The following is an 18,662-nucleotide window of genomic DNA, read 5'->3' as shown; positions in this document are numbered from 1 at the left end:
GTTCAGTCGCCCCCGCCGCCGCCATCCCCGCCGCCGTCCGAGCCGCCGTCATGGCCGCTCTGATGATGCGTGTCCGACGTCGGGATCATCGCACCGCCGCCGTCCGACCCGTCGCCATTCTTCGTGGGCTTGGCCTTGGCGTTCACCGCGCCCATCAGCGCCACGCCAAAGCCCGATCCGATGGCCGTGCCCAAGGCGAGACCCAGGCCGATGTTATCCAGCGCGACGCCCAGCGCCACCCCCATCGACACGCCCATGCCGATTACGATCGGCAAAAAGGCTGCACCCTTGTTGGTCATCCCCATCTCCCCTTCTCGTCAGGCGAGACTAGCATCGCGCAAACGGGAATCACTGCCTAAATAGGCGTCATGACCCAAGCTCGTACCGTTCGCGTCGCCATCATCGGTTCCGGCCCCGCCGGCTGGACCGCCGCCATCTACGCCGCCCGCGCCTCGCTGAACCCCGTCGTCATCGCCGGCATCCAGCCCGGCGGCCAGCTGACCATCACCACCGACGTGGAGAACTATCCCGGCTTCGCCGAGACCATCCAAGGTCCGTGGCTGATGGAGCAGATGCAGGCCCAGGCCCTGCATGTCGGCACGGAAGTCATCCACGACATCGTCGTCTCCGCCGACCTGTCGCAACGCCCGTTCAAGCTGAAGCTGGACGGCGGCGACGAGATCCTGGCCGAGACCATCATTATCTCCACGGGCGCCCAGGCCAAGTGGCTGGGGCTTGAGAGCGAGGCCGCCTATCAGGGCTTCGGCGTGTCGGCCTGCGCCACCTGCGACGGCTTCTTCTATCGCGGCAAGGAAGTCGTGGTCGTCGGCGGCGGCAACACCGCCGTCGAAGAGGCGCTGTTCCTGACCAACTTCGCCTCCAAGGTCACCGTCATTCACCGCAAGGACGAGTTCCGCGCCGAGAAGATCCTGCAGGACCGCCTGTTCGCCCACCCCAAGATCGAGGTGATCTGGAACGTGGCGGTCGATGAGATCGTCGGCGTGGTCGATGGCATGGCCAAAAACGTCACCGGCGTCCGTCTCAAGAACGTCCATGACGGCTCGACCCGGGAAATCCCCGCAGACGGCGTCTTCATCGCCATCGGCCACGCCCCGTCGTCGGAACTGTTCAAGGGCCAGCTGGAGACCAACAGCGGCGGCTACCTGCGGGTCAAACCCGGCACCGCCTCGACCGGGATCGAGGGCGTCTGGGCCGCCGGCGACGTCACTGACGACGTCTATCGCCAGGCCGTCACCGCCGCCGGCATGGGCTGCATGGCCGCCCTGGAGGTCAGCCGCTTCCTCGCCGAAGAAGACCACGCCAAGGCCCACCACCCCATCAGCCACGCCGAGGCGGAGAAGATCGGGGTCTGGTAGGCCGCACTTGCCTCTCCCTCCCCTTCAGGGGAGGGTGGTCGCGCAGCGACCGGGTGGGGGCGACCCATGGCGACCATCGCCAAGGCCAGAGGAATGAGGAAGATCATGAGCCCGCCCGAGGCGCGGCTCTGGCGTCTTTGAAGTTGCTTCGAAAACAGGGCTTTCACTTTCGCCGTCAGCATCCGTTGCGCGGCTATTTCCTCGACTTCGTCTGCCTGTCACGCGGACTGATCGTCGAGGTGGACGGCGCAGGCCACGAGCACACCGCCGATTGGGACAGACGACGGGATGCCGCAATGGCGGAGCTTGGACTGAAGACCCTGCGCATCCCCGCCGCCAGCGTCCGCGATCACTTGCACGATGTGATCGACTTCATCGTCCGCGAGCTGGAGGCGGCCGCCCCCACCCGGCCGCTGCGCGGCCACCCTCTCCGTTCCGGGGAGGGAGACTAAGCGCCCGCCTCTCCCTCCCCTTCAGGGGAGGGTGGTCGAGCGAAGCGAGACCGGGTGGGGACGGCCCCAAACTTCAGTAAGCCGACGCTTCCGTCAGCTCCGCCACATCCTCGTCCGACAGCGTCAGGGTCGCCGCCTTCAGGGTGTCGGCCAGCTGTTCGGTCGAGGTCGCGCTGACGATCGGCGCGGTCACGCCCGGCTGCGCCAGCAGCCAGGCCAGGGCCACCTGGGCGGAAGTCGCCTCGTTCTTCTGGGCCACAGCGTCCAGCACCGCCAGGATACGCACGCCGCGCTCGTCGAACTTGTCCTTCAGCATCCCCTCGCGCTTGGTCCCGGCGATCTGATCGACGGTCTTGTATTTGCCGGTCAGGAAGCCGCTTTCGAGGCTGAAATAGGTGATGACGCCCAGCCCCTTCTCGACCGCCAGATCCTGCAACCCGCCCTCGAAGGTGTCGCGGCTGTAGAGGTTGTAGTGCGGCTGGATCGTCGCATAGGCGGCCAGGCCTTCGCGGTCGGAGATCGCCAGCGCCTCGCTTACCTGTTCGGCCGAATGGTTCGACGTGCCGATGGCGCGGACCTTGCCGGCATTCACCAGCTCGTCGAGCGTGCGCAGGGTCTCCTCCTGCGGCGTCTTCGGATCGGGCCAGTGGGTCTGATAGAGGTCGATATAGTCGGTCTGGAGCCGGCGCAGCGACGCCTCGACCGCCGTCTCGATCCAGGCCGGCGACAGGTCGTTGTGGCCCTGGCCCATATCCGACCCGACCTTGGTCAGGATCTTGACGTCGTCGCGCCGACCGCGCGCCTTCAGCCATTTGCCGATGATGACCTCGCTCTCGCCGCCCGAATGGCCCGGAACCCAGCGGGAATAGGCGTCGGCGGTGTCGATGGCGTCAAAGCCGGCCTCGACGAAGGCGTCCAGCAGGGCGAATGACGTCGCCTCGTCCGCCGTCCAGCCGAAGACGTTGCCGCCGAACACCAGAGGCGCGATGTCCAGCCCGCTGGAGCCGAGCTTGCGTTTGGTCACGGTCGTCATGGGGAGGTCTCCTTGTGGGGAGCGCTCGACATATGCCGCATCGCAGCGACCGCAACCGCCTCGGAAGCGGTTAACCGAAGAGTTGAAGACCCGGCGGCGCGTAATCGACCGGCTGTCCTTGGCGGCGGCGCAGGGCGTAATCGACGGCGGTCTGAACCGCCTGTTCGTCGGTGGGCTTGGACAGGACGCCGATGGTCCCCGCGACGCCGTCGCGCACCATGCCGGGGTTGGCGGTCATGAACAGGACGGAGACGCCCATCTCCTGACCCAGTTCGCGGCCCAGGTTGATGCCGGTAGGGCCGTCGGACAGGTGGATATCGACCAGCGCAAGATCCACATCGTTCTCGCGCACCAGATCGCGCGCGGCCTTTGCGGTCGCGGCGACACCCAGGACTTCATGTCCCAGATCTTCCAGTACGAAACGCAGCTCCATCGCAACCAGGGCTTCGTCTTCGATGATGAGGATACGCGCAGTCATGAGGTCAGTGCTTATGCTCGGGAGCGTACAGAACGCAACTTTGACCGATAGGTTTCAACATAACGCTAATTTCCAACAGCATTGGCGGCCCTGCGGCGCGACAGCGCCGTCGCCGGCAGATCGACGATGACCTTCAAACCTTCCGCCAGCCATTCGCGTTCCAGCCGTCCGCCTAATTGTCCCTGCACCGACAATGTCGCCAGCGAGGAGCCGAAGCCCGTGCGCCCGGGCTCCCCCTGCACGGTCGGCCCGCCGCTTTCGGTCCAAGTCAAAACGAAACGATCCTCGTCGCGAGCGGTTGAAAGGGAAACCAGGCCTCCCTTTTCCGACAGGGCGCCATATTTGGCCGCATTGGTCGCCAGCTCGTGGAACAGCAGGGCGACCGAAGTCGCGGCCTGGTCGTCGAACACGGCGTCGTCACCGTCGATCCTGACGCGCGGCGTCCCCGTCTCGTCGGCATAGGCCTTGAACAGGTCCGACAGGAAGGAATGCAGCGTCGTCGCGCCGATGGTGGTGCGCGAGGTCTCGGTGTGCGGCCGCACGAACTCGTGCGCGCGGGCCAAGGCGGCGATCCGGGTGCGCAGCGAGGCGGAAAAGGCCTTGGCCTCGGGATACTGGCGCGCCGACAGGGCCACCAGGGCGGTGATCACCGCGAAGATGTTCTTGATCCGGTGGCTCAGTTCCTGGCTGACCAGTTCGCGACCCTGCTCCAGCTTCTTCAGCTCGTCGATGTCGGTCAGGGTGCCGAACCATCGGGTGATCTCGCCCTGTTCGTCACGCACCGCGACCGCCCGGCCCAGGGTCCAGCGATAGACGCCGCTGTGGTGCTTCAGCCGGTATTCGATCTCATAGGGTTCGCCGGTCTCCAGCGAATGACGCCAGATACCCCAGGCGCGCTGCTGATCATCGGCATGGAACATGTCGTTCCAGCCCTCGCCGTCGGTGGAACCGGCCGGCACGCCCGTGAACTCGTACCAGCGGGCGTTGTAGTAGTCGTGGAACCCGTCCGGAAGGGTCGACCAGACCATCTGCGGCATGGCGTCGGCCAGGACGCGGAACCGGGTCTCGCTCTCGCTCAGCGCCCGCGCGGTCTCGGCCAGATCCGTCTCGATCTGCTTGCGCTCGGTGATGTCCACGGCGATGCCGGGAAGGCGAACGGCTTCGCCCGCGCGGTCGAAATAGACCTGACCACGCGCCAGAACCCAGCGCACCACGCCATTGCTGGTCAGACGGTATTCGCTGACGAATATCCCCTCGCCCGACTTGGCGCGTTCGATCTCGTCATGGACGCGGGCGACGTCGTCGGGGTGGACGCTGGCGGTGAAGACCTCGATCGGCGCGCCATTTTGGGCGGCGGCGGCGTCGACGCCATACATGCGGGCGAACCGTTCGTCGGCCACGACCAGATTTTGCGTGATGTCCCAGTCCCAGGCGCCGACATAGGCCGAAGCCTCCATCGCCAGGCGCGCGATGTGCTGGCTGCGATCCCGCTCCAGCAGGGCGCGACGCAGCTCAAGCTGGGTCATGACCTGGTCGGCCAGGGTCTTCAGCGCCATGGCCTGAAGCTCGGTCAGGCCTTCGGGACGCGGCTTTTCGTCCAGCACGCACAGCGCGCCAAGCGACACGCCGTCCGGCGTCTTCAGCGGATGGCCGGCGTAGAAGCGGATATGAGGCGCGCCCGTCACAAGGGCGTTGTCTGCGAACCGGGGATCCTGAAGCGCGTCCTTCACGATCATGGCGTCGTCGGCGAGCATGGCGTGGGCGCAGAAGGACAGGGGGCGCGGCGTCTCGCGCGCGCCCAGGCCGATCTCGGCCTTGAACCACTGACGCTCGGCATCGACCAGGCTGACGGCGGCCATGGTCGTCTCGCAGATGCGCGCGGCCAGATCGGCGAGGTCGTCGAACGACGCCTCGGGCGTCGTATCCAGCACGCCGTACTGTTTGAGCGCCCTCAGACGGTCAGCCTCGTCCCACCTAGGACATTCGACTTCGGGGTGGGTCAAGCAGGCGTCCTCGTCGGGCCGGTCACGTCCGGGCACGTGCATCAATGCCCCGACCTGTCAAAGCGTTGCAATGCGGGATTTCAGTTCGCGGGACGACCGACTTCTTCGACGTCCATGGTCGCCACGCCCTCGGGCGCGGGAGCGGCGGGCTTCGACGCCGTCGCCGGCCGTTCCAGCGCGGTCAGGCGGGCGTTGATGGCCGCGACCTCGTCGCGGGTCGGCAGGCGGCGTCCACCCAGGCTGACCACGCCGACGACGCGCTGCTGACCATCGACCTCGACGGTGCGCAGCGGGGCGTCCTTGGCCAGGGCGTCGGGGTCGGGGCCGCCGGTCGCGGCGCCGGCGGCGATGGTCAGGCGGGGCCGCGAGAAGCGCGCCTCATCGATGACCGGCTCGCGTCCGTTATAGACTTTGCGGAAGGCGGCGGTTTCGCCATAAACGCCCTTCCAGCGATAGAAGATGTGCGCGCCGATCTGCGTCACCTTGGCCACCGTCGGCGCCCACCAGGGATGCACATAGTCGGCGTGATAGTGGGTGGCGGTGCCGACCTGCTGGGCGACCTCGCCGTTCAGCGCCTTCTCCGCGACCTTGCGCGCCCGGTCCCAAGCCCAGCCGACCGGCGCTTGGGCCAGCGAGCCGTCGCAGGTGAAGCTGAACTGGCAGCCCGTGGTCCGCTCGGCGCCCTCGAACACCACGCCGCACACCGTGTTGGCGTAGTTGGGATCGCGCACGCGGTTCAGCACCACCTGGGCCACGCCCGCCTGGCCGTTATCCGGCTCAAGCGCCGCCTCGAAATAGACGGCCTGGGTCAGGCAGCGCAGGGCGCGCCTGCGATCTTCGGCGCTGCCCTTGAACACGAACGGCAGGGCGGGACGCAGCGCGCCGGAAGCGGGCGCCATGGCGGCGTTCAATCGCTGGGCCTCCAGCCCGTTCTTGCCCAATTCCAGACCCGGCTTGCCCGCCAGGGTCAGGCTTTCCCAGCCCGGCGTCAGGCCATACAGGGCCGGTTGCAGCAGGCTGGGGTCATGACGCATGGCCATGGCCAGTTGCGACGGGGTCAGGCGACCTCTGATCGCCGCCAGCCCGCCCTCGCCCAGATCGCCGCCGGTGATGCGCGACACGGCCTCGGCGGTACGGTCCACATCCGGGCGCACGCTGGACCCGGCGGCCATTGCGACGCCCAGCACCGCGCCGGCCGCGGGCAGGGCCGCCGCCGAACGCCGCAGCGCCGTCCACATCGTCTTCCAGGGCAACAGGGTCATTCACCATCCACAGCCGCGATCGGCGCCATCGCCTCTCGCTGAAACCGCGCATCTAGTCGGACTTATAGGCCATTTTCCGGCGATCCGACGACCGTCGTTATCGCGACCCCCGCTGCGCGACGGGGGTGGTCGCTCGAAACGCAAGGTGTAAAGCTGCGTTCCGACGTCGCGAGATGACAACTCGGCCGGGGAAGCGGAACAGCATGAGCCAAGGCGCGGCCTCACGGCGCATCGCGGGAATGGACGGCTGGCTGATCGGCCTGGCGCGCCTGTCCGCGACATCGCCCCTGCGTCGCGTGCTGATCGGAGTCGGCTTCGCCCTGGCCGGGCTGGCGGTCCGCGCGGCGGCGTCCGCCCTTTATGGCGAGGTGACCGGTTTCGCCATCCTGCTGCCGGCCGTGACCCTCGCGGCGCTGGCGGGCGGCTGGGCCGGCGCCCTTGCGGCCCTCGCCATCTGCACCGGAGGCGGCTGGGCCATCGTCGCCCTGACGACGACCGGTCGGGACGGCGTCTTGAGCGCCATAGGCGGGGTCGCCACCTGGAACTTCGTCCTGGTCGGCCTGTTCATGGCCCTGGTCGGCGCGTCCTTGCGCAGCGCGATTTCGCGACTGAGCGAAAGCGAGACGCGGTTCAGGCAGCTGGCCGATACCGCGCCGTCTCCCATCTGGCTGCTGAACGCCGAGGGCGAGTTTGAGTTCGTCAATGCGGCGGTCTTCGCCCTGCATGGCCTGACCGTGGAAGCCCTGCGCGAGGGCGGTTGGAAGGCGGCGGTTCATCCCGACGACCTGGAGACCATCAAGGCGGCCGAGCGGTCCGCCGCCGCAGACCGCCTGCCCTATGAGCTGGAGGGGCGGATCAAAGGGCAGGACGGCGTCTGGCGCTGGATGCGGGCCATCGTGCGACCGCGCTTCGACGGACAGGGCGTCTTCCTGGGCTATGCTGGCATCTCGTTCGACGTGACGGAGACGCGTGAGGCGCTGGAGAAGGCGGCGCGGGCCGAGCGTCGCCAGGCCTTCCTGCTGGACCTCAGCGACCGCCTGCGCGACCTGACCGATCCCGAAGAGATCATGGCCGATGTCGAGAGCGCCCTGGGCGCCCTGCTGGACGCCGACCGGGTCGGCTATGGCGAGGTGGATCAGGCGGCGGGCGTCGTGTCCATGAGCCGCGACTGGACCGCCGGTGTCGCCAGCGCCCAGGGCCAGTTCAGCCTGAACGCCTTCGGCGAAGGCCTGATCGCGGATCTGGCGGAAGGCCGCACGATCCAGATCGAGGATGTCCGAGAGGATGCACGCACGGCCGCCTTCGCCGACGCCTTCGAAGCCATCCAGACCCGCGCCTTGATCCGCGCGCCGCTGATCCGCACGGGCCGCCTGCGCGCCTTCCTCTATGTCCACTCCGCGACGCCGCGTCTGTGGACCGAGGCCCAGGTCGCCCTGGTCGAGGAGGTCGCCGCCCGGACCTGGGCCGAGGTCGAGCGCGCCCGTGCCGAGAGCGAGACCCGCGAGAGCGAGCAGCGGTTCAGGGCCGTCGCCGACACGGCCCCGGTCCTGATCTGGGTCACGCAGCAGGACCGCACGCGCGCCTTCGTCAACCAGGCCTATGTCGATTTCTATGGGTCGGACTATGAGACGGTGCGCACACTGGACTGGCGCGACGTGCTGCACCCCGACGATCATGCCCGCATCCTGGCGGAATCGGTGGCGGGGGAAGAGACGCACGAACCGTTCTCGATGGAGGCCCGCTATCGCCGGCATGACGGCGAATGGCGCTGGCTGAAGTCCTTCTCACGCCCCCGGCTGAACGGCTCAGAGGTCGTCGGCTTCGTCGGCGTGGCCTTCGATGTCACCGACATGCGCGTGGCTCAAGCCAGGCTGGAGGAGTCGGAAAACCGTTTCCGCACCGTCGCCGACAGCGCGCCGGCCCTGATCTGGATGAGCGACGACGCCGCGCAGATGGTGTTCGCCAACAGGCGATACCGCACCTTCTTCGGGGTCGAGGCCGACGGCCATCTGCCCGACAGCTGGCGCGCCCTGATCCACCCGGACGACGAGGGCGTCTTCGTCGCCGCCTTCATGCGCGCCTTCGAGGCCAGGGATCGGTTCGAGGCGCTGACACGGGTCAACCATCCCGTGCTCGGCCTGCGCTGGCTGCGCAACGAGGGCGTGCCGCGCTTCGACGCCTCGGGCCTGTTCCAGGGCTATGTCGGCGCCTGCCTGGACGTGACCGACGCCAAGCGCGCCGAGGACGATCTGAAGCGCATCAACGAACTGCTGGCCGAGCGGGTCGACGAGGCCCTGATCGAAAAGGCCCAGGCCGAGGCCCAGCTGGTTCACGCCCAGCGGATGGAGGCGGTCGGGCGGCTGACCGGCGGGGTGGCGCACGATTTCAACAATCTGCTGACCGTGGTGATCGGCGCCCTGGACATCATCCTGCGCAGCGACGACCCGGCCAAGCGCAAGAAGCTGGGCGAGGCGGCCCTGGCGGCGGCGCGACGTGGCGAAAGCCTGACGCACCAGTTGCTGGCCTTCTCGCGGCGCCAGGCCCTCAGGCCCGAGCCGATCGACCTGAACGCCCTGATCCGCGAGAGCGAGCCCCTGCTGCGTCGCGCCGTCGGAGAAGCGGTGGACTTCAAGGTGAAGCTGAAGCGCGGCGGCGCGCGCGCCAATGTGGACCCGGCTCAGTTCGAGGCGGCGCTGCTGAACCTGATCGTCAACGCCCGCGACGCCCTGGGCGACGTGACGGGGGCCAAGGGTCGCCATGCACGGATCACGGTCCAGACGCGGGCCTGCACCGTCGAGGCCGGCCATGTCGCCGAACTGGCGGCCGGCGACTATGTCTGCGTCGCCGTGTCCGACAATGGCGAGGGCATGTCGCCCGAAATCCGGGACCGGGTGTTCGAACCCTTCTTCACCACCAAAGGCGTCGGCAAGGGCACGGGCCTGGGCCTCAGCCAGGTCTATGGTTTCGCACGCCAGTCGGGCGGCGGCGTTCATATCGAGTCCGAGCCGGGACAGGGGGCCGAGATCTGTCTCTATCTGCCCCCCCTGTCCGTCGAGGATGCGGTGGCGGCGCCGGTCGCGGTGTCCGGGGAAGACGCTCCCCTGGCCGAGGGCGGACGGATGTTGCTGGTCGAGGACGATCCCGGCGTCGCCGCCGTGGCGCTGGAAATCCTGGAAGGTTTTGGGCTTGAGGTCGATTGGGCCGAGAATGGCGACGACGCGCTGAAGTTCCTACACGCAGATCGCTTCGACGTGATGCTGACCGATGTGGTCATGCCCGGCGGCATGAGCGGGGTCGAGCTGGCGCGCGTGGCGGCGGTCCAATGGCCGGAGTTGCGGATCGCTCTGACCTCGGGCTATGTCGGCGAGGATGTGGACGCGGTGCTGGCCGACACGACCTGGCCGCTGCTGCGCAAACCCTACTCGTCCGACCAGTTGCGCGCCCTTCTGGAGCGACTGAGCGCCGCGCCGGCAAGCTGACAGGCAAAGAAAAACGCGCCGCAGAGCTGCGACGCGTCGATCTCTTCAGCAGTCGGCGTTGAGCCTAGCGGCGGGCCTTGCGCGCGGCGTAACGGGCGTCGCGCTTTTCCTTCTGCTCTTCCTTGGTCAGTTGCTTGCGCGCCTTGCGGTCGGCGCGCTTCTCGGCGTCGATCGCTTCCTGAGCGGCGAGGTCGGCAGCCATACGGGCGGCGTCCTTCTCGGCCTTCTCGCGGCGCTGTTCAGCCTTGGCCAGCTCGTGTTGTTGACGCAGGGCTTCCTTCTCGGCGGCGCGCTTCTCGGCCAGCCGATCGAACTCGGGGTCGGGCGCAGCGGCCTTCGGCTTGAATTTGGCGAGCAGGGCCTTCTTGGCTTCCTGCTGGGCGGTAATGCGGTCGGAGAATCCGGTCTTCAGATCTTTCATGCGAAAGCGTCAGGGTTCCTTGTGAACGACCAGGGGCGGCCGTCGGGGGTCGGGCGGCGAGAAAAACGCGCATCCCGAAGCGGGGCGCACAAAGCCGATAACCGGGCGAAAATCAAGGTTCGCCCCCTGGAAATCGATCCTGTGCGTCATTTGACGTGCGACGGCGTCGCCATCGACACGCCTATTATAAGGTAGGTCGCGCCCGCCCGATGGCAAGGGCAGCCCTGCGGGCGGGCGCGACTGGCGTCGGGTCAGTTCGGCTTTTGAGCCTGGCCCACGGCCGTTCCGGCGGCTCCGCCGACAGCAGCGCCCACAGGGCCGCCCACGACGGCGCCCGCGATGGCGCCGCTGGCGGCCTTCTGTTCGACGGTGGCGCCGCACGCAGCCAAGGTCAGGGCAGAGGCGACGGCGGCAGTCAGGATGAGGGTTCGGGACATGATGCTTCTCTCCAAAAGGCCAAGCTTCAACGCGAACACCGCGTCGCGGTTCCGGGCCCTTCGCTCTAGTAGCGATTACGCGCGCTGTCACAATCTTGAACAGACCAAGACGGCACCTTTAGTCCGCTGCACCGCAACACGCCGATCGTCGGGCAGTTCCTGTGTAACCGAATACAGTATTCGATAGTTCGATTATGTCCGATGCGCCGGATTTCCGCCACAAGCCGCCATCCATCTGAAAAATACCTAGTCGTTTCGCCACCTTAACCATCGGATTGCGAATCGAACACAATGAGGCCATAAAAGGCTGGCTAAAGGCCCGTCCTCGACGCCCGGGCCACTGAGCCGAGCGCCGGAAATTGCAGGCTGGAATGCGACCGCAGAGTCGCCTCGCCGGCAAGACTACCCCCGGGGGCCGCGTTTCTCGCCCTGCTGAACAGGACTACCTCGTTGTCGCATTCCTCGCAGACGCGCGCCATTCTGCGCGCCGATCGTGTGGCCAAGATCAAGCCCATGACGGCCGCCGCAGCCTTTGGCGGTCTGGTGGGACTGGCGATCGGTTGCGCCTATCTGGGCGGCACGGCTGCGCGCGCGACGACGCTGCGCGCTCAGGCTGAACGGATTCAGGGCGCGACCGCCGCTGGTTTCACCGAAGAGGCGCTCGCCGCCGCCGCCGGCGGTCTGGACGCCAGCGCCCTGACCATCGCGCGTCGCCACGACCCCTATACCAGCGCCGGCTCGGCCCAGCGCGACCGACAGGCCGAACTGCTGGCCGCCCGTCTCGAACAACTCCGTGCGCCCGGCGACGCCAATCTTCGCCGCGCCAGCCTGACCGCTCCGACCGCCGCCCGCCCCTTCCAGATGGCCAACGCCCTGGACGCCAGCCGCGATCTCGATTGCCTGACTCAGGCCGTCTATTACGAAGCCCGCGGCGAAGGCGGCGACGGCATGAAGGCCGTGGCCCAGGTGGTTCTGAACCGCGTCCGCCACCCCGCCTTCCCAAAGACCGTCTGCGGCGTGGTGTTCCAGGGCGCGGCCCGCAGCACCGGCTGTCAGTTCTCCTTCACCTGCTCGGGCGTAATGCGCGGCCGCGTCAACCAGGCCGCCTGGAACCGCGCGCGCACCGTCGCATCGGACGCCATGTCGGGCTCGGTCTTCGCCCGCGTCGGCAACGCCACCCACTTCCACACCACCGCCGTCGCGCCGGGCTGGAGGTCGTCGCTGATCCAGGTCAGCCAGGTCGGCAGCCATCTGTTCTATCGCTTCAGCGGGCGTTCGGGCTCCAGCGGCGCCTTCACCTATGCGGCGCGGCCTTCGGCCCCTGCGGAACAGCCGCGCCTGATCCAGGCCGGCCTCAATCCGGTGGAGACCGCGCGTCAGGCCGGCCAGGCCGTGGCCTATACGATGGTGCTGGCGCAGGAAGGCCGATCCCTGCCGGCTCCGGCCGCCCAACCGGCGACGCCGCCACGTCCCGCCGCTGCGACGACCCCGGCGCCGACGGCCGCCCGCGCCGCCAACACGCAGCCGGCGTCGCGTCCCGCGCGTCCGGCCGAAGCCCCCGCCAAGACCGACATCGTCGAAACGGCCTCCAGCCCCGCCTGATCGGCCCAGGTTTGGAGGGTCTGGCGCCTAGAGCGCGTCCAGGCCGATATCGAGAACCGGCGCCGAATGGGTCAGGGCGCCGACCGAGATCACATCGACGCCCGTCTCGGCGATGCCGCGAACGGTCGTCAGATCGACCCCGCCCGAGGCCTCCAGCACGATCCGCCCGGCGACGCGCGCCACGGCGGCCCTGAGGTCATCAAGGCTGAAGTTGTCCAGCATGATGACGTCGGGCGCCGCGCCCTCGTCGATCAGGGCCAGCACGGCGTCCAGCTGATCCAGCCCGTCCACCTCGACCTCGACCTTCATCAGGTGCGGGGCGAAGGCCCTGGCCCGCCGCACGGCCTCGGCGACACCGCCGCACACGGCGACGTGATTGTCCTTGATCAGGATGGCGTCATCCAGCCCGAAGCGATGGTTCATCCCGCCGCCGCAGGCCACGGCATGCTTCTCCAGCGCGCGCAGGCCGGGCGTGGTCTTTCGCGTATCCGCGATCCGCGCCCGCGTTCCTGCGACGGCATCGACATAGGCCCGCGTCAGGGTCGCCACGCCGCTGAGCCGCCCGACGAGGTTCAGCGCCGTCCGCTCGGCTGACAGGAAGGCACGGGCGTCGGCCTCGACCACCGCCAGCACCGCACCGGCGTCGAAGGCGTCGCCGTCATTGAGGCGCACGTCCACGAACGCCTTCGGATCCATGGCCAGCACCGCCAGCCGCACACAGTCGATCCCGGCCAGCACGCCCGGCTTGCGCGCCGCGAACGCCGCCTTCATGCGCGCGCCCTCGGGAATGCAGGCCATGGCGGTCACGTCGCCCGCCCGGCCCAGGTCCTCGGCCAGAGCCAGTCGCACGACGGGTTCGATCAGCACGTCGGGAAGCCGTCTCATTCCGCCGCCTCCAGCGCCGCCGGGCGCGTGATCCGCACCCGCGTATGGTCGGCGCGCGCCGCCGTCAGAGGATAGTCCGAACGATAATGACCGCCTCGGCTCTCGCGCCGATCCAGCGCCGCCTGGGCGATCAGCCGCGCCGCCAGCAGGACGGCGGCCGCCCCGTGCTGGGCCTCAAGCCGGTCGATCAGGGCGATCACGCCCGACAGACCCTCCGCATCGCGCACCACGCCTGCATGAGCCGTCATCGCGGTGCGCAGTTCAGCCATCGCTGCGTCGGGCAGATCGGGTGCGATCTCGACCGGCGCAGGACGGCCTCCACCTGTTTCCAGGGCCGCCGCCACGCCCGCGCGCCGACCGAAGGCCGCCGCTTCGAGCAGGGAGTTGGAGGCCAGCCGATTGGCGCCGTGCACCCCCGTCGCTGCGCATTCCCCGACCGCATAGAGGCCCGGAACCGTGGTGCGTCCGTCCGCGTCGGCGGCGATCCCGCCCATGTGATAGTGGCAGGCCGCCATCACCGGAATGGGGCTGATGCGCGGGTCCAGACCGCTACGCATACAGGCGGCGAAGACAGCGGGAAACTCGTGCGGGAAGGCCTCGCCGATGGCCGTGCGCGCATCCAGAAAGGCGCCCCGTCCTTCGGCCCGCGCTGCATGGACCGCCCGCGCCACGACGTCGCGCGGCTTCAGATCGGCGTCGGCTTCTTCGCCCAGCAGGAACCGCCCCTGACCGTCGATCAGCCGCGCCCCCTCGCCGCGCAAGGCCTCGGTCGCCAGGGGGGCGGGGTCGAGCCCTACGTCGATGGCGGTGGGGTGAAACTGCACGAACTCGGGATCGAGGATTTCGGCGCCGGCGCGCGCGGCCAAGGCCATCCCCTCACCTTTTAGCGCCGCTGGGGTCGTGGTCGCGGCGAACAGGCCGCCCGCACCGCCGGTGGCCAACACGACCGCCGTCGCCGTGATCTCGACCAGACGCCCGCCGCGCACGACCACCGCCCCGACCACCCGGCCGTCGGCGTCCTGCAACAAGCCTTTCAGTCGTGCGTCGTCCCACACCTCGATCCGCTTCTCGGCCCGCACGGCCGCGACCACGGCCGACAGAATGGCCCGTCCCGCGCCGTCGCCACCGACCCGCGCCACGCGGGGGACGGAATGGGCCGCCTCCAGGCTGACGACGAAGCCGCCGTCCGCGTCCCGGTCGAACGGCGCACCCAGGGCCGCCAGCCATTCCACCGTCTCGCGTCCGGCATCGGTCAGGGCGCGCGCCGCGACCGGCTCGACCAAGCCTGCGCCCGCCGCCTGGGTGTCCTCGGCATGGCGTTCGGCCGAATCCTGCGCCGTCAGGGCCGCCGCCATCCCGCCCTGCGCCCAGGCCGACGAACAGGCGTTCAACAACGGCTCCGGCGTCACGACCAGGACCCTGGCCCCCGCCTTCGCCGCCTCCAGCGCGGCCGACAGCCCCGCCAGGCCTGCGCCGACGATCAGAGGTCCGTCATGCCGCGTCCGGTTCATCCCCGCACTCCGAGATAGTTGAGGCCCAACTGCATCGCGCCTGCGGGATCGCCCCCGGTCATCGGCATCAGGGCGCCGACGGCCGCCGCAGCGCACACCGCCAGGGTCAGCAGATACAGCGCCAGGCTCTTGCCCGCCTCGGGCCAGCTCAGCGTGCCCCAGGCCGCGCGCCACACGCCGCGCTTCAGATGGCTGAACACCGACAGGGCCAGGAAGGCGGCCAGGATGAACCGCCCGGTGGACAGCCCCCACCAGACCACCGCCACGCCGATGACCAGCAGCACGACCTGCTCCAGGCGCGGATGCACCCGCGTAAGCACCGGCCCCAGGGCCTTGGATCCGTCCAGCGGCGGCGCGGGGACCAGGTTCACCAGGTTGAGCATGGCGATGAAGAAGGCGCCCATCAGCCACTCGCCCTGCCCCAGCGCCATCCAGACCCCGACGAAGGGGATCATGGCCAGAAGGCCGAACGCCGGTCCGGCCAGTGACACCAGCACGCCGTCCCACTCGCTCTTCGGCTCGCGCCGCGCCTTGGCCAGTCCGCCCAGGAAGGGAATGATGTAGATGCGCGCCGGACCCATGCCGAGCTTGTTCATCGCCAAGGCGTGCCCCGCCTCGTGAACGAACAGGCCGATCAGCACCGCCCCCGCCACGATGGCGCTGCCCGTGACCCACCACAGAAAGGCGCCCATCAGGGCCGTGGAGGCCAAGGCCCAGACCAGGCTCTGGTCCTTCTCGACCGGGGCGTCGATGGCCGCGCGCTCGACCGGCGCCTCGCGCACGGCGGCGGCTTCGGGCCGGGGATCCCATGGACCGGGGGTGGGCGTCGGGTTTGGGGCGTCGGTGTTGCTCATGGCGTCCAGATGGGCGCGCGCATCGGCCCCGTCGCCGGGACCGATCGCCGCGTCACGCTCAGATCAGCTCCACATCGACATGATGCCTGGCCTTGACCAGATCGTAGCGCGCGGGAACGGCGGGCGGCGGCAGGTCGATCATCCGCTGCACCGCCAGGCGTCCGCGCTCGATCATGTCGGCCGGAACCGTGACCTCGAACTGCATGTGCAACAGGCAGTCATGGATGTTCTGAAGCGTGATCCGCTTCATGTGCGGGCACAGGTTGCACGGGCCGATGAACTGCACCCCCGGCACGTCGCCGGCCACGTTCGAGGCCATCGAACATTCGGTGATCAAGACCACCTGTTTGGGCCGCCGTGTCTCGACATAGTCGGTCATCGCCGCCGTCGAACCGGCGAAATCCGCCGCCGCCAGCACGTCTTCGGGGCACTCCGGGTGGGCCAGGATTTCGGCGCCCGGATAGGCGGCGCGCATCTCGGCGATGTCGTCCACCGTGAACCGCTCGTGGACCTCGCAGCGGCCTTTCCAGGCGATGATCCCCACCGTGGTCTGGGCCGCGACGTTGCGCGCCAGATATTCGTCGGGGATCAGGATGACGCGGTCCACGCCCCATTCCCTGGCCGCCCATTCGACCACCTGAACGGCGTTGGCGCTGGTGCAGCAGATGTCGGTCTCGGCCTTCACATCGGCCGTGGTGTTCACGTAGGTCACGACCGGCAGGCCCGGGTAACGCTGCTTGATCAGCCGCACGTCCGCCCCCGTGATCGACGACGCCAGCGAACATCCGGCCCGCAGATCGGGGATCAGCACGGTCTTCTCGGGCGACAGGATCTTGGACGTCTCGGCCATGAAATGCACGCCCGCCTGGACGATCACCTTCGCATCCGACCGCGCGGCCTCCTTGGCCAGGCCCAGGCTGTCGCCGACATAGTCGCCGACCCCGTGGAAGATCTCGGGCGTCATATAGTTGTGGGCCAGGATCACGGCGTCGCGCTGGCGCTTCAGCCGGTTGATCTCGCTGATCAGCCGCGCCTGTTCGGGCCACTCCAGGGGCGTGACGTGGTCCTTGACCTTGGCCCACACCCCGGCGGTCTCCCGCTCAAGCTCTTTCGTCAGACCAAAGGCGCTGTCAGCCATGATCATCTCCCATACCCTTATGCTCAATGTTAGCATAAGCAGGAACAATGTAGGCCGATGCGGACGCGGTGCAAGAGGAAATCCAAACCCATCCTCGGAAGGCAAAGGCAGCACGGATTTGCAAAAACCGTTCCCAAGACGGCCGACTTCGCCTAGATGACAGCCCACTTCTTTGCCGCTTCAAGCCTATTCGCGACATTTCCATGCAGGACACCATCCGCCGCATCCTCACTGCCCGCGTCTATGACGTGGCTGAGGAAACGCCTCTCGATCCGCTGCGCCGCCTGTCGGCGCGGCTCGACCGGCCCGTCCTGCTGAAGCGCGAGGACCTGCAGCCCGTCTTCTCGTTCAAGATCCGTGGCGCCTACAACAAGATCGCCGCCCTGTCTGAGGACGAACTGTCGAAGGGCGTCATCTGCGCTTCGGCCGGCAATCATGCGCAAGGCGTCGCTCTGGCCGCCGCCCGCCGCAATACGCCCGCCACCATCGTCATGCCGACCACCACCCCCGGCATCAAGGTCGCCGCCGTCCGCGCCCTGGGTGGCGAGGTGGTCCTGCACGGCGAAAGCTTCGACGAGGCCTATGCCCACGCCCGCCATCTGGAAAGCCAGACCGGCGCGGCCTTCATCCACCCGTTCGACGACCCCGACGTCATCGCCGGCCAGGGCACGGTGGGGCTTGAGATCGCCCGCCAGCACGCCGATCCGATCGAGGCGATCTTCGTACCCATCGGCGGCGGCGGCCTGGCGGCCGGGGTCGCCGCCATCGTCAAATTCCTGCGGCCCGACACCCGCGTCATCGGGGTGGAGCCTATCGACGCCCCCACGATGAAGGCGTCCATCGACGCGGGCGAGGTCGTGACCCTGAACGAGGTCGGCCTGTTCGCCGACGGGGTCGCCGTGCGCCGTGCGGGGGCCGAGACCTTCCGCCTGTGCAAGGACCTGCTGGACGAGATCGTGCTGGTGGACACCGACGCCATCTGCGCCGCGATCAAGGACATCTTCGACGACAGCCGCGCCATCGCCGAGCCGTCGGGCGCCGTCGCCCTGGCGGGGCTCAAGGCCTGGGCCGCCGCCCATCCTGGAAACGGCAGCCTGATCGCCATCAACTCCGGCGCCAACCTGAACTTCGACCGGCTGCGTCACGTCGCCGAACGGGCCGAGATCGGCGAGGGCGCAGAGGCCCTGCTGGCCGTGGCCATGAAGGACGACCGCGACGACTATCGCCGCTTCCTGGATACGCTGGACGGCCGGTCGGTGACCGAGTTCAACTATCGCTGGTCCGGCGACGGCGACGCCCAGATCTTCGTCGGGGTGGCCTTGAGAAACGGACCGCATGAGCGTGACGACCTGATCGCGGCGCTGCGCTCGGGCGGCTACGCCGTCGAGGACATGAGCGACAACGAGACCGCCAAGCTGCACGTCCGCTACATGGTTGGCGGCCGCACCGTGGGCCTGCCGCACGAACGCATCCTGCGCTTCCAGTTCCCCGAACGGCCCGGCGCCTTCCTGCGCTTCCTCAACAGCCTCCAGCCCGCCTGGGCACTGACCCTGTTCCACTATCGCAACCACGGCGACGACGTGGGCCGGGTGCTGGCGGGAATTAGCGTGCCGCCGCAGGAGCAGGCCCAACTGACCGCTGCCCTGGCCGACCTGGGCTATCCTTACGTGGACGAAACCGCCAACCCGGCGTGCCGGCTGTTCCTGGACGGCGCCTGAAACGAAAGAAACG

16 protein-coding genes are annotated in these 18,662 nt (G+C 68.5%); 5 read left to right on the top strand and 11 right to left on the bottom strand.

The genetic code is table 11. The features are described 5' to 3' along the window. Window positions 1–2: 2 nt before the first annotated feature. Window positions 3–299 carry a hypothetical protein gene (locus tag AC3ISA_RS10350; RefSeq protein WP_489177821.1) on the bottom strand — a complete coding sequence of 99 codons (297 nt, stop codon included), beginning with the start codon at window positions 297–299 and terminating at the stop codon, window positions 3–5. Between the two features lie 69 nt (window positions 300–368). Between AC3ISA_RS10350 and trxB the strand changes: the two genes are divergently transcribed. Together trxB and AC3ISA_RS10340 are read left to right on the top strand one after the other, a co-directional pair. Beyond that, complete coding sequence (gene trxB, locus AC3ISA_RS10345) at window positions 369–1,376, top strand: thioredoxin-disulfide reductase (protein ID WP_489177820.1); 1,008 nt, start codon at window positions 369–371, stop codon at window positions 1,374–1,376. Between the two features lie 137 nt (window positions 1,377–1,513). Then, entirely contained in the window at window positions 1,514–1,828 is a 315-nt protein-coding gene (locus tag AC3ISA_RS10340; RefSeq protein ID WP_489177819.1) for an endonuclease domain-containing protein, read from the top strand. Window positions 1,829–1,901: 73 nt separating this feature from the next. Here AC3ISA_RS10340 and AC3ISA_RS10335 read toward each other — a convergent pair whose 3' ends face one another. From AC3ISA_RS10335 to AC3ISA_RS10320, 4 genes are all read right to left on the bottom strand, one after another. Next, complete coding sequence (locus AC3ISA_RS10335) at window positions 1,902–2,861, bottom strand: aldo/keto reductase (RefSeq protein ID WP_489177818.1); 960 nt, start codon at window positions 2,859–2,861, stop codon at window positions 1,902–1,904. A 70-nt stretch (window positions 2,862–2,931) separates the two neighbouring features. Then, window positions 2,932–3,339 (bottom strand): response regulator, encoded by a 408-nt coding sequence (locus AC3ISA_RS10330; RefSeq protein WP_489177817.1) that lies wholly within the window; start codon window positions 3,337–3,339, stop codon window positions 2,932–2,934. A gap of 65 nt (window positions 3,340–3,404) precedes the next feature. Beyond that, a complete protein-coding gene (locus tag AC3ISA_RS10325; RefSeq protein ID WP_489177816.1) occupies window positions 3,405–5,342 on the bottom strand; it encodes a PAS domain-containing protein in 1,938 nt (645 codons plus the stop codon). An 80-nt stretch (window positions 5,343–5,422) separates the two neighbouring features. Then, window positions 5,423–6,604 (bottom strand): cell wall hydrolase, encoded by a 1,182-nt coding sequence (locus AC3ISA_RS10320; protein ID WP_489177815.1) that lies wholly within the window; start codon window positions 6,602–6,604, stop codon window positions 5,423–5,425. Window positions 6,605–6,807: 203 nt separating this feature from the next. On the opposite strand from AC3ISA_RS10320, the gene AC3ISA_RS10315 reads away from it, so the two are divergent. Then, on the top strand, window positions 6,808–10,083 hold the full coding sequence (locus tag AC3ISA_RS10315; RefSeq protein WP_489177814.1) for a PAS domain S-box protein: 3,276 nt from the start codon (window positions 6,808–6,810) through the stop codon (window positions 10,081–10,083). Between the two features lie 64 nt (window positions 10,084–10,147). Here AC3ISA_RS10315 and AC3ISA_RS10310 read toward each other — a convergent pair whose 3' ends face one another. Both AC3ISA_RS10310 and AC3ISA_RS10305 read right to left on the bottom strand, forming a co-directional pair. Beyond that, on the bottom strand, window positions 10,148–10,504 hold the full coding sequence (locus AC3ISA_RS10310) for a DUF6481 family protein (RefSeq protein WP_372694269.1): 357 nt from the start codon (window positions 10,502–10,504) through the stop codon (window positions 10,148–10,150). A gap of 251 nt (window positions 10,505–10,755) precedes the next feature. After that, window positions 10,756–10,941 carry a hypothetical protein gene (locus AC3ISA_RS10305; RefSeq protein ID WP_372694271.1) on the bottom strand — a complete coding sequence of 62 codons (186 nt, stop codon included), beginning with the start codon at window positions 10,939–10,941 and terminating at the stop codon, window positions 10,756–10,758. 450 nt (window positions 10,942–11,391) lie between these two features. Here AC3ISA_RS10305 and AC3ISA_RS10300 point away from each other — a divergent pair, with 450 nt between their 5' ends. Further along, entirely contained in the window at window positions 11,392–12,543 is a 1,152-nt protein-coding gene (locus tag AC3ISA_RS10300; RefSeq protein WP_489177813.1) for a cell wall hydrolase, read from the top strand. Between the two features lie 27 nt (window positions 12,544–12,570). On the opposite strand, the gene nadC is transcribed toward AC3ISA_RS10300, so the two are convergent. Genes nadC through nadA form a run of 4 tightly spaced genes read right to left on the bottom strand, consistent with a single transcriptional unit; the run spans window position 12,571 to window position 16,967 of the window. Then, window positions 12,571–13,428, bottom strand: a complete 858-nt coding sequence (gene nadC / locus AC3ISA_RS10295; RefSeq protein ID WP_489177812.1) for a carboxylating nicotinate-nucleotide diphosphorylase — start codon at window positions 13,426–13,428, stop codon at window positions 12,571–12,573. Further along, a complete protein-coding gene (locus tag AC3ISA_RS10290) occupies window positions 13,425–14,939 on the bottom strand; it encodes an L-aspartate oxidase (RefSeq protein WP_489177811.1) in 1,515 nt (504 codons plus the stop codon). Before AC3ISA_RS10290 ends, nadC begins: the two co-directional genes overlap by 4 nt. After that, on the bottom strand, window positions 14,936–15,793 hold the full coding sequence (locus AC3ISA_RS10285; RefSeq protein WP_489177810.1) for a metalloprotease: 858 nt from the start codon (window positions 15,791–15,793) through the stop codon (window positions 14,936–14,938). The genes AC3ISA_RS10290 and AC3ISA_RS10285 overlap by 4 nt, the downstream gene beginning before the upstream one ends. 58 nt (window positions 15,794–15,851) lie before the next feature. Beyond that, entirely contained in the window at window positions 15,852–16,967 is a 1,116-nt protein-coding gene (nadA, locus tag AC3ISA_RS10280; protein ID WP_489180094.1) for a quinolinate synthase NadA, read from the bottom strand. Between the two features lie 167 nt (window positions 16,968–17,134). Here nadA and ilvA point away from each other — a divergent pair, with 167 nt between their 5' ends. Then, window positions 17,135–18,649 (top strand): threonine ammonia-lyase, biosynthetic, encoded by a 1,515-nt coding sequence (ilvA, locus tag AC3ISA_RS10275; RefSeq protein WP_489177809.1) that lies wholly within the window; start codon window positions 17,135–17,137, stop codon window positions 18,647–18,649. The last annotated feature ends 13 nt before the right edge of the window (window positions 18,650–18,662 follow it).

The organism is Brevundimonas sp. KH_058, assembly GCF_057838505.1.
Note: the sequence above shows the minus strand (reverse complement) of the source record. Positions and strands in the feature narration are given on the sequence as shown.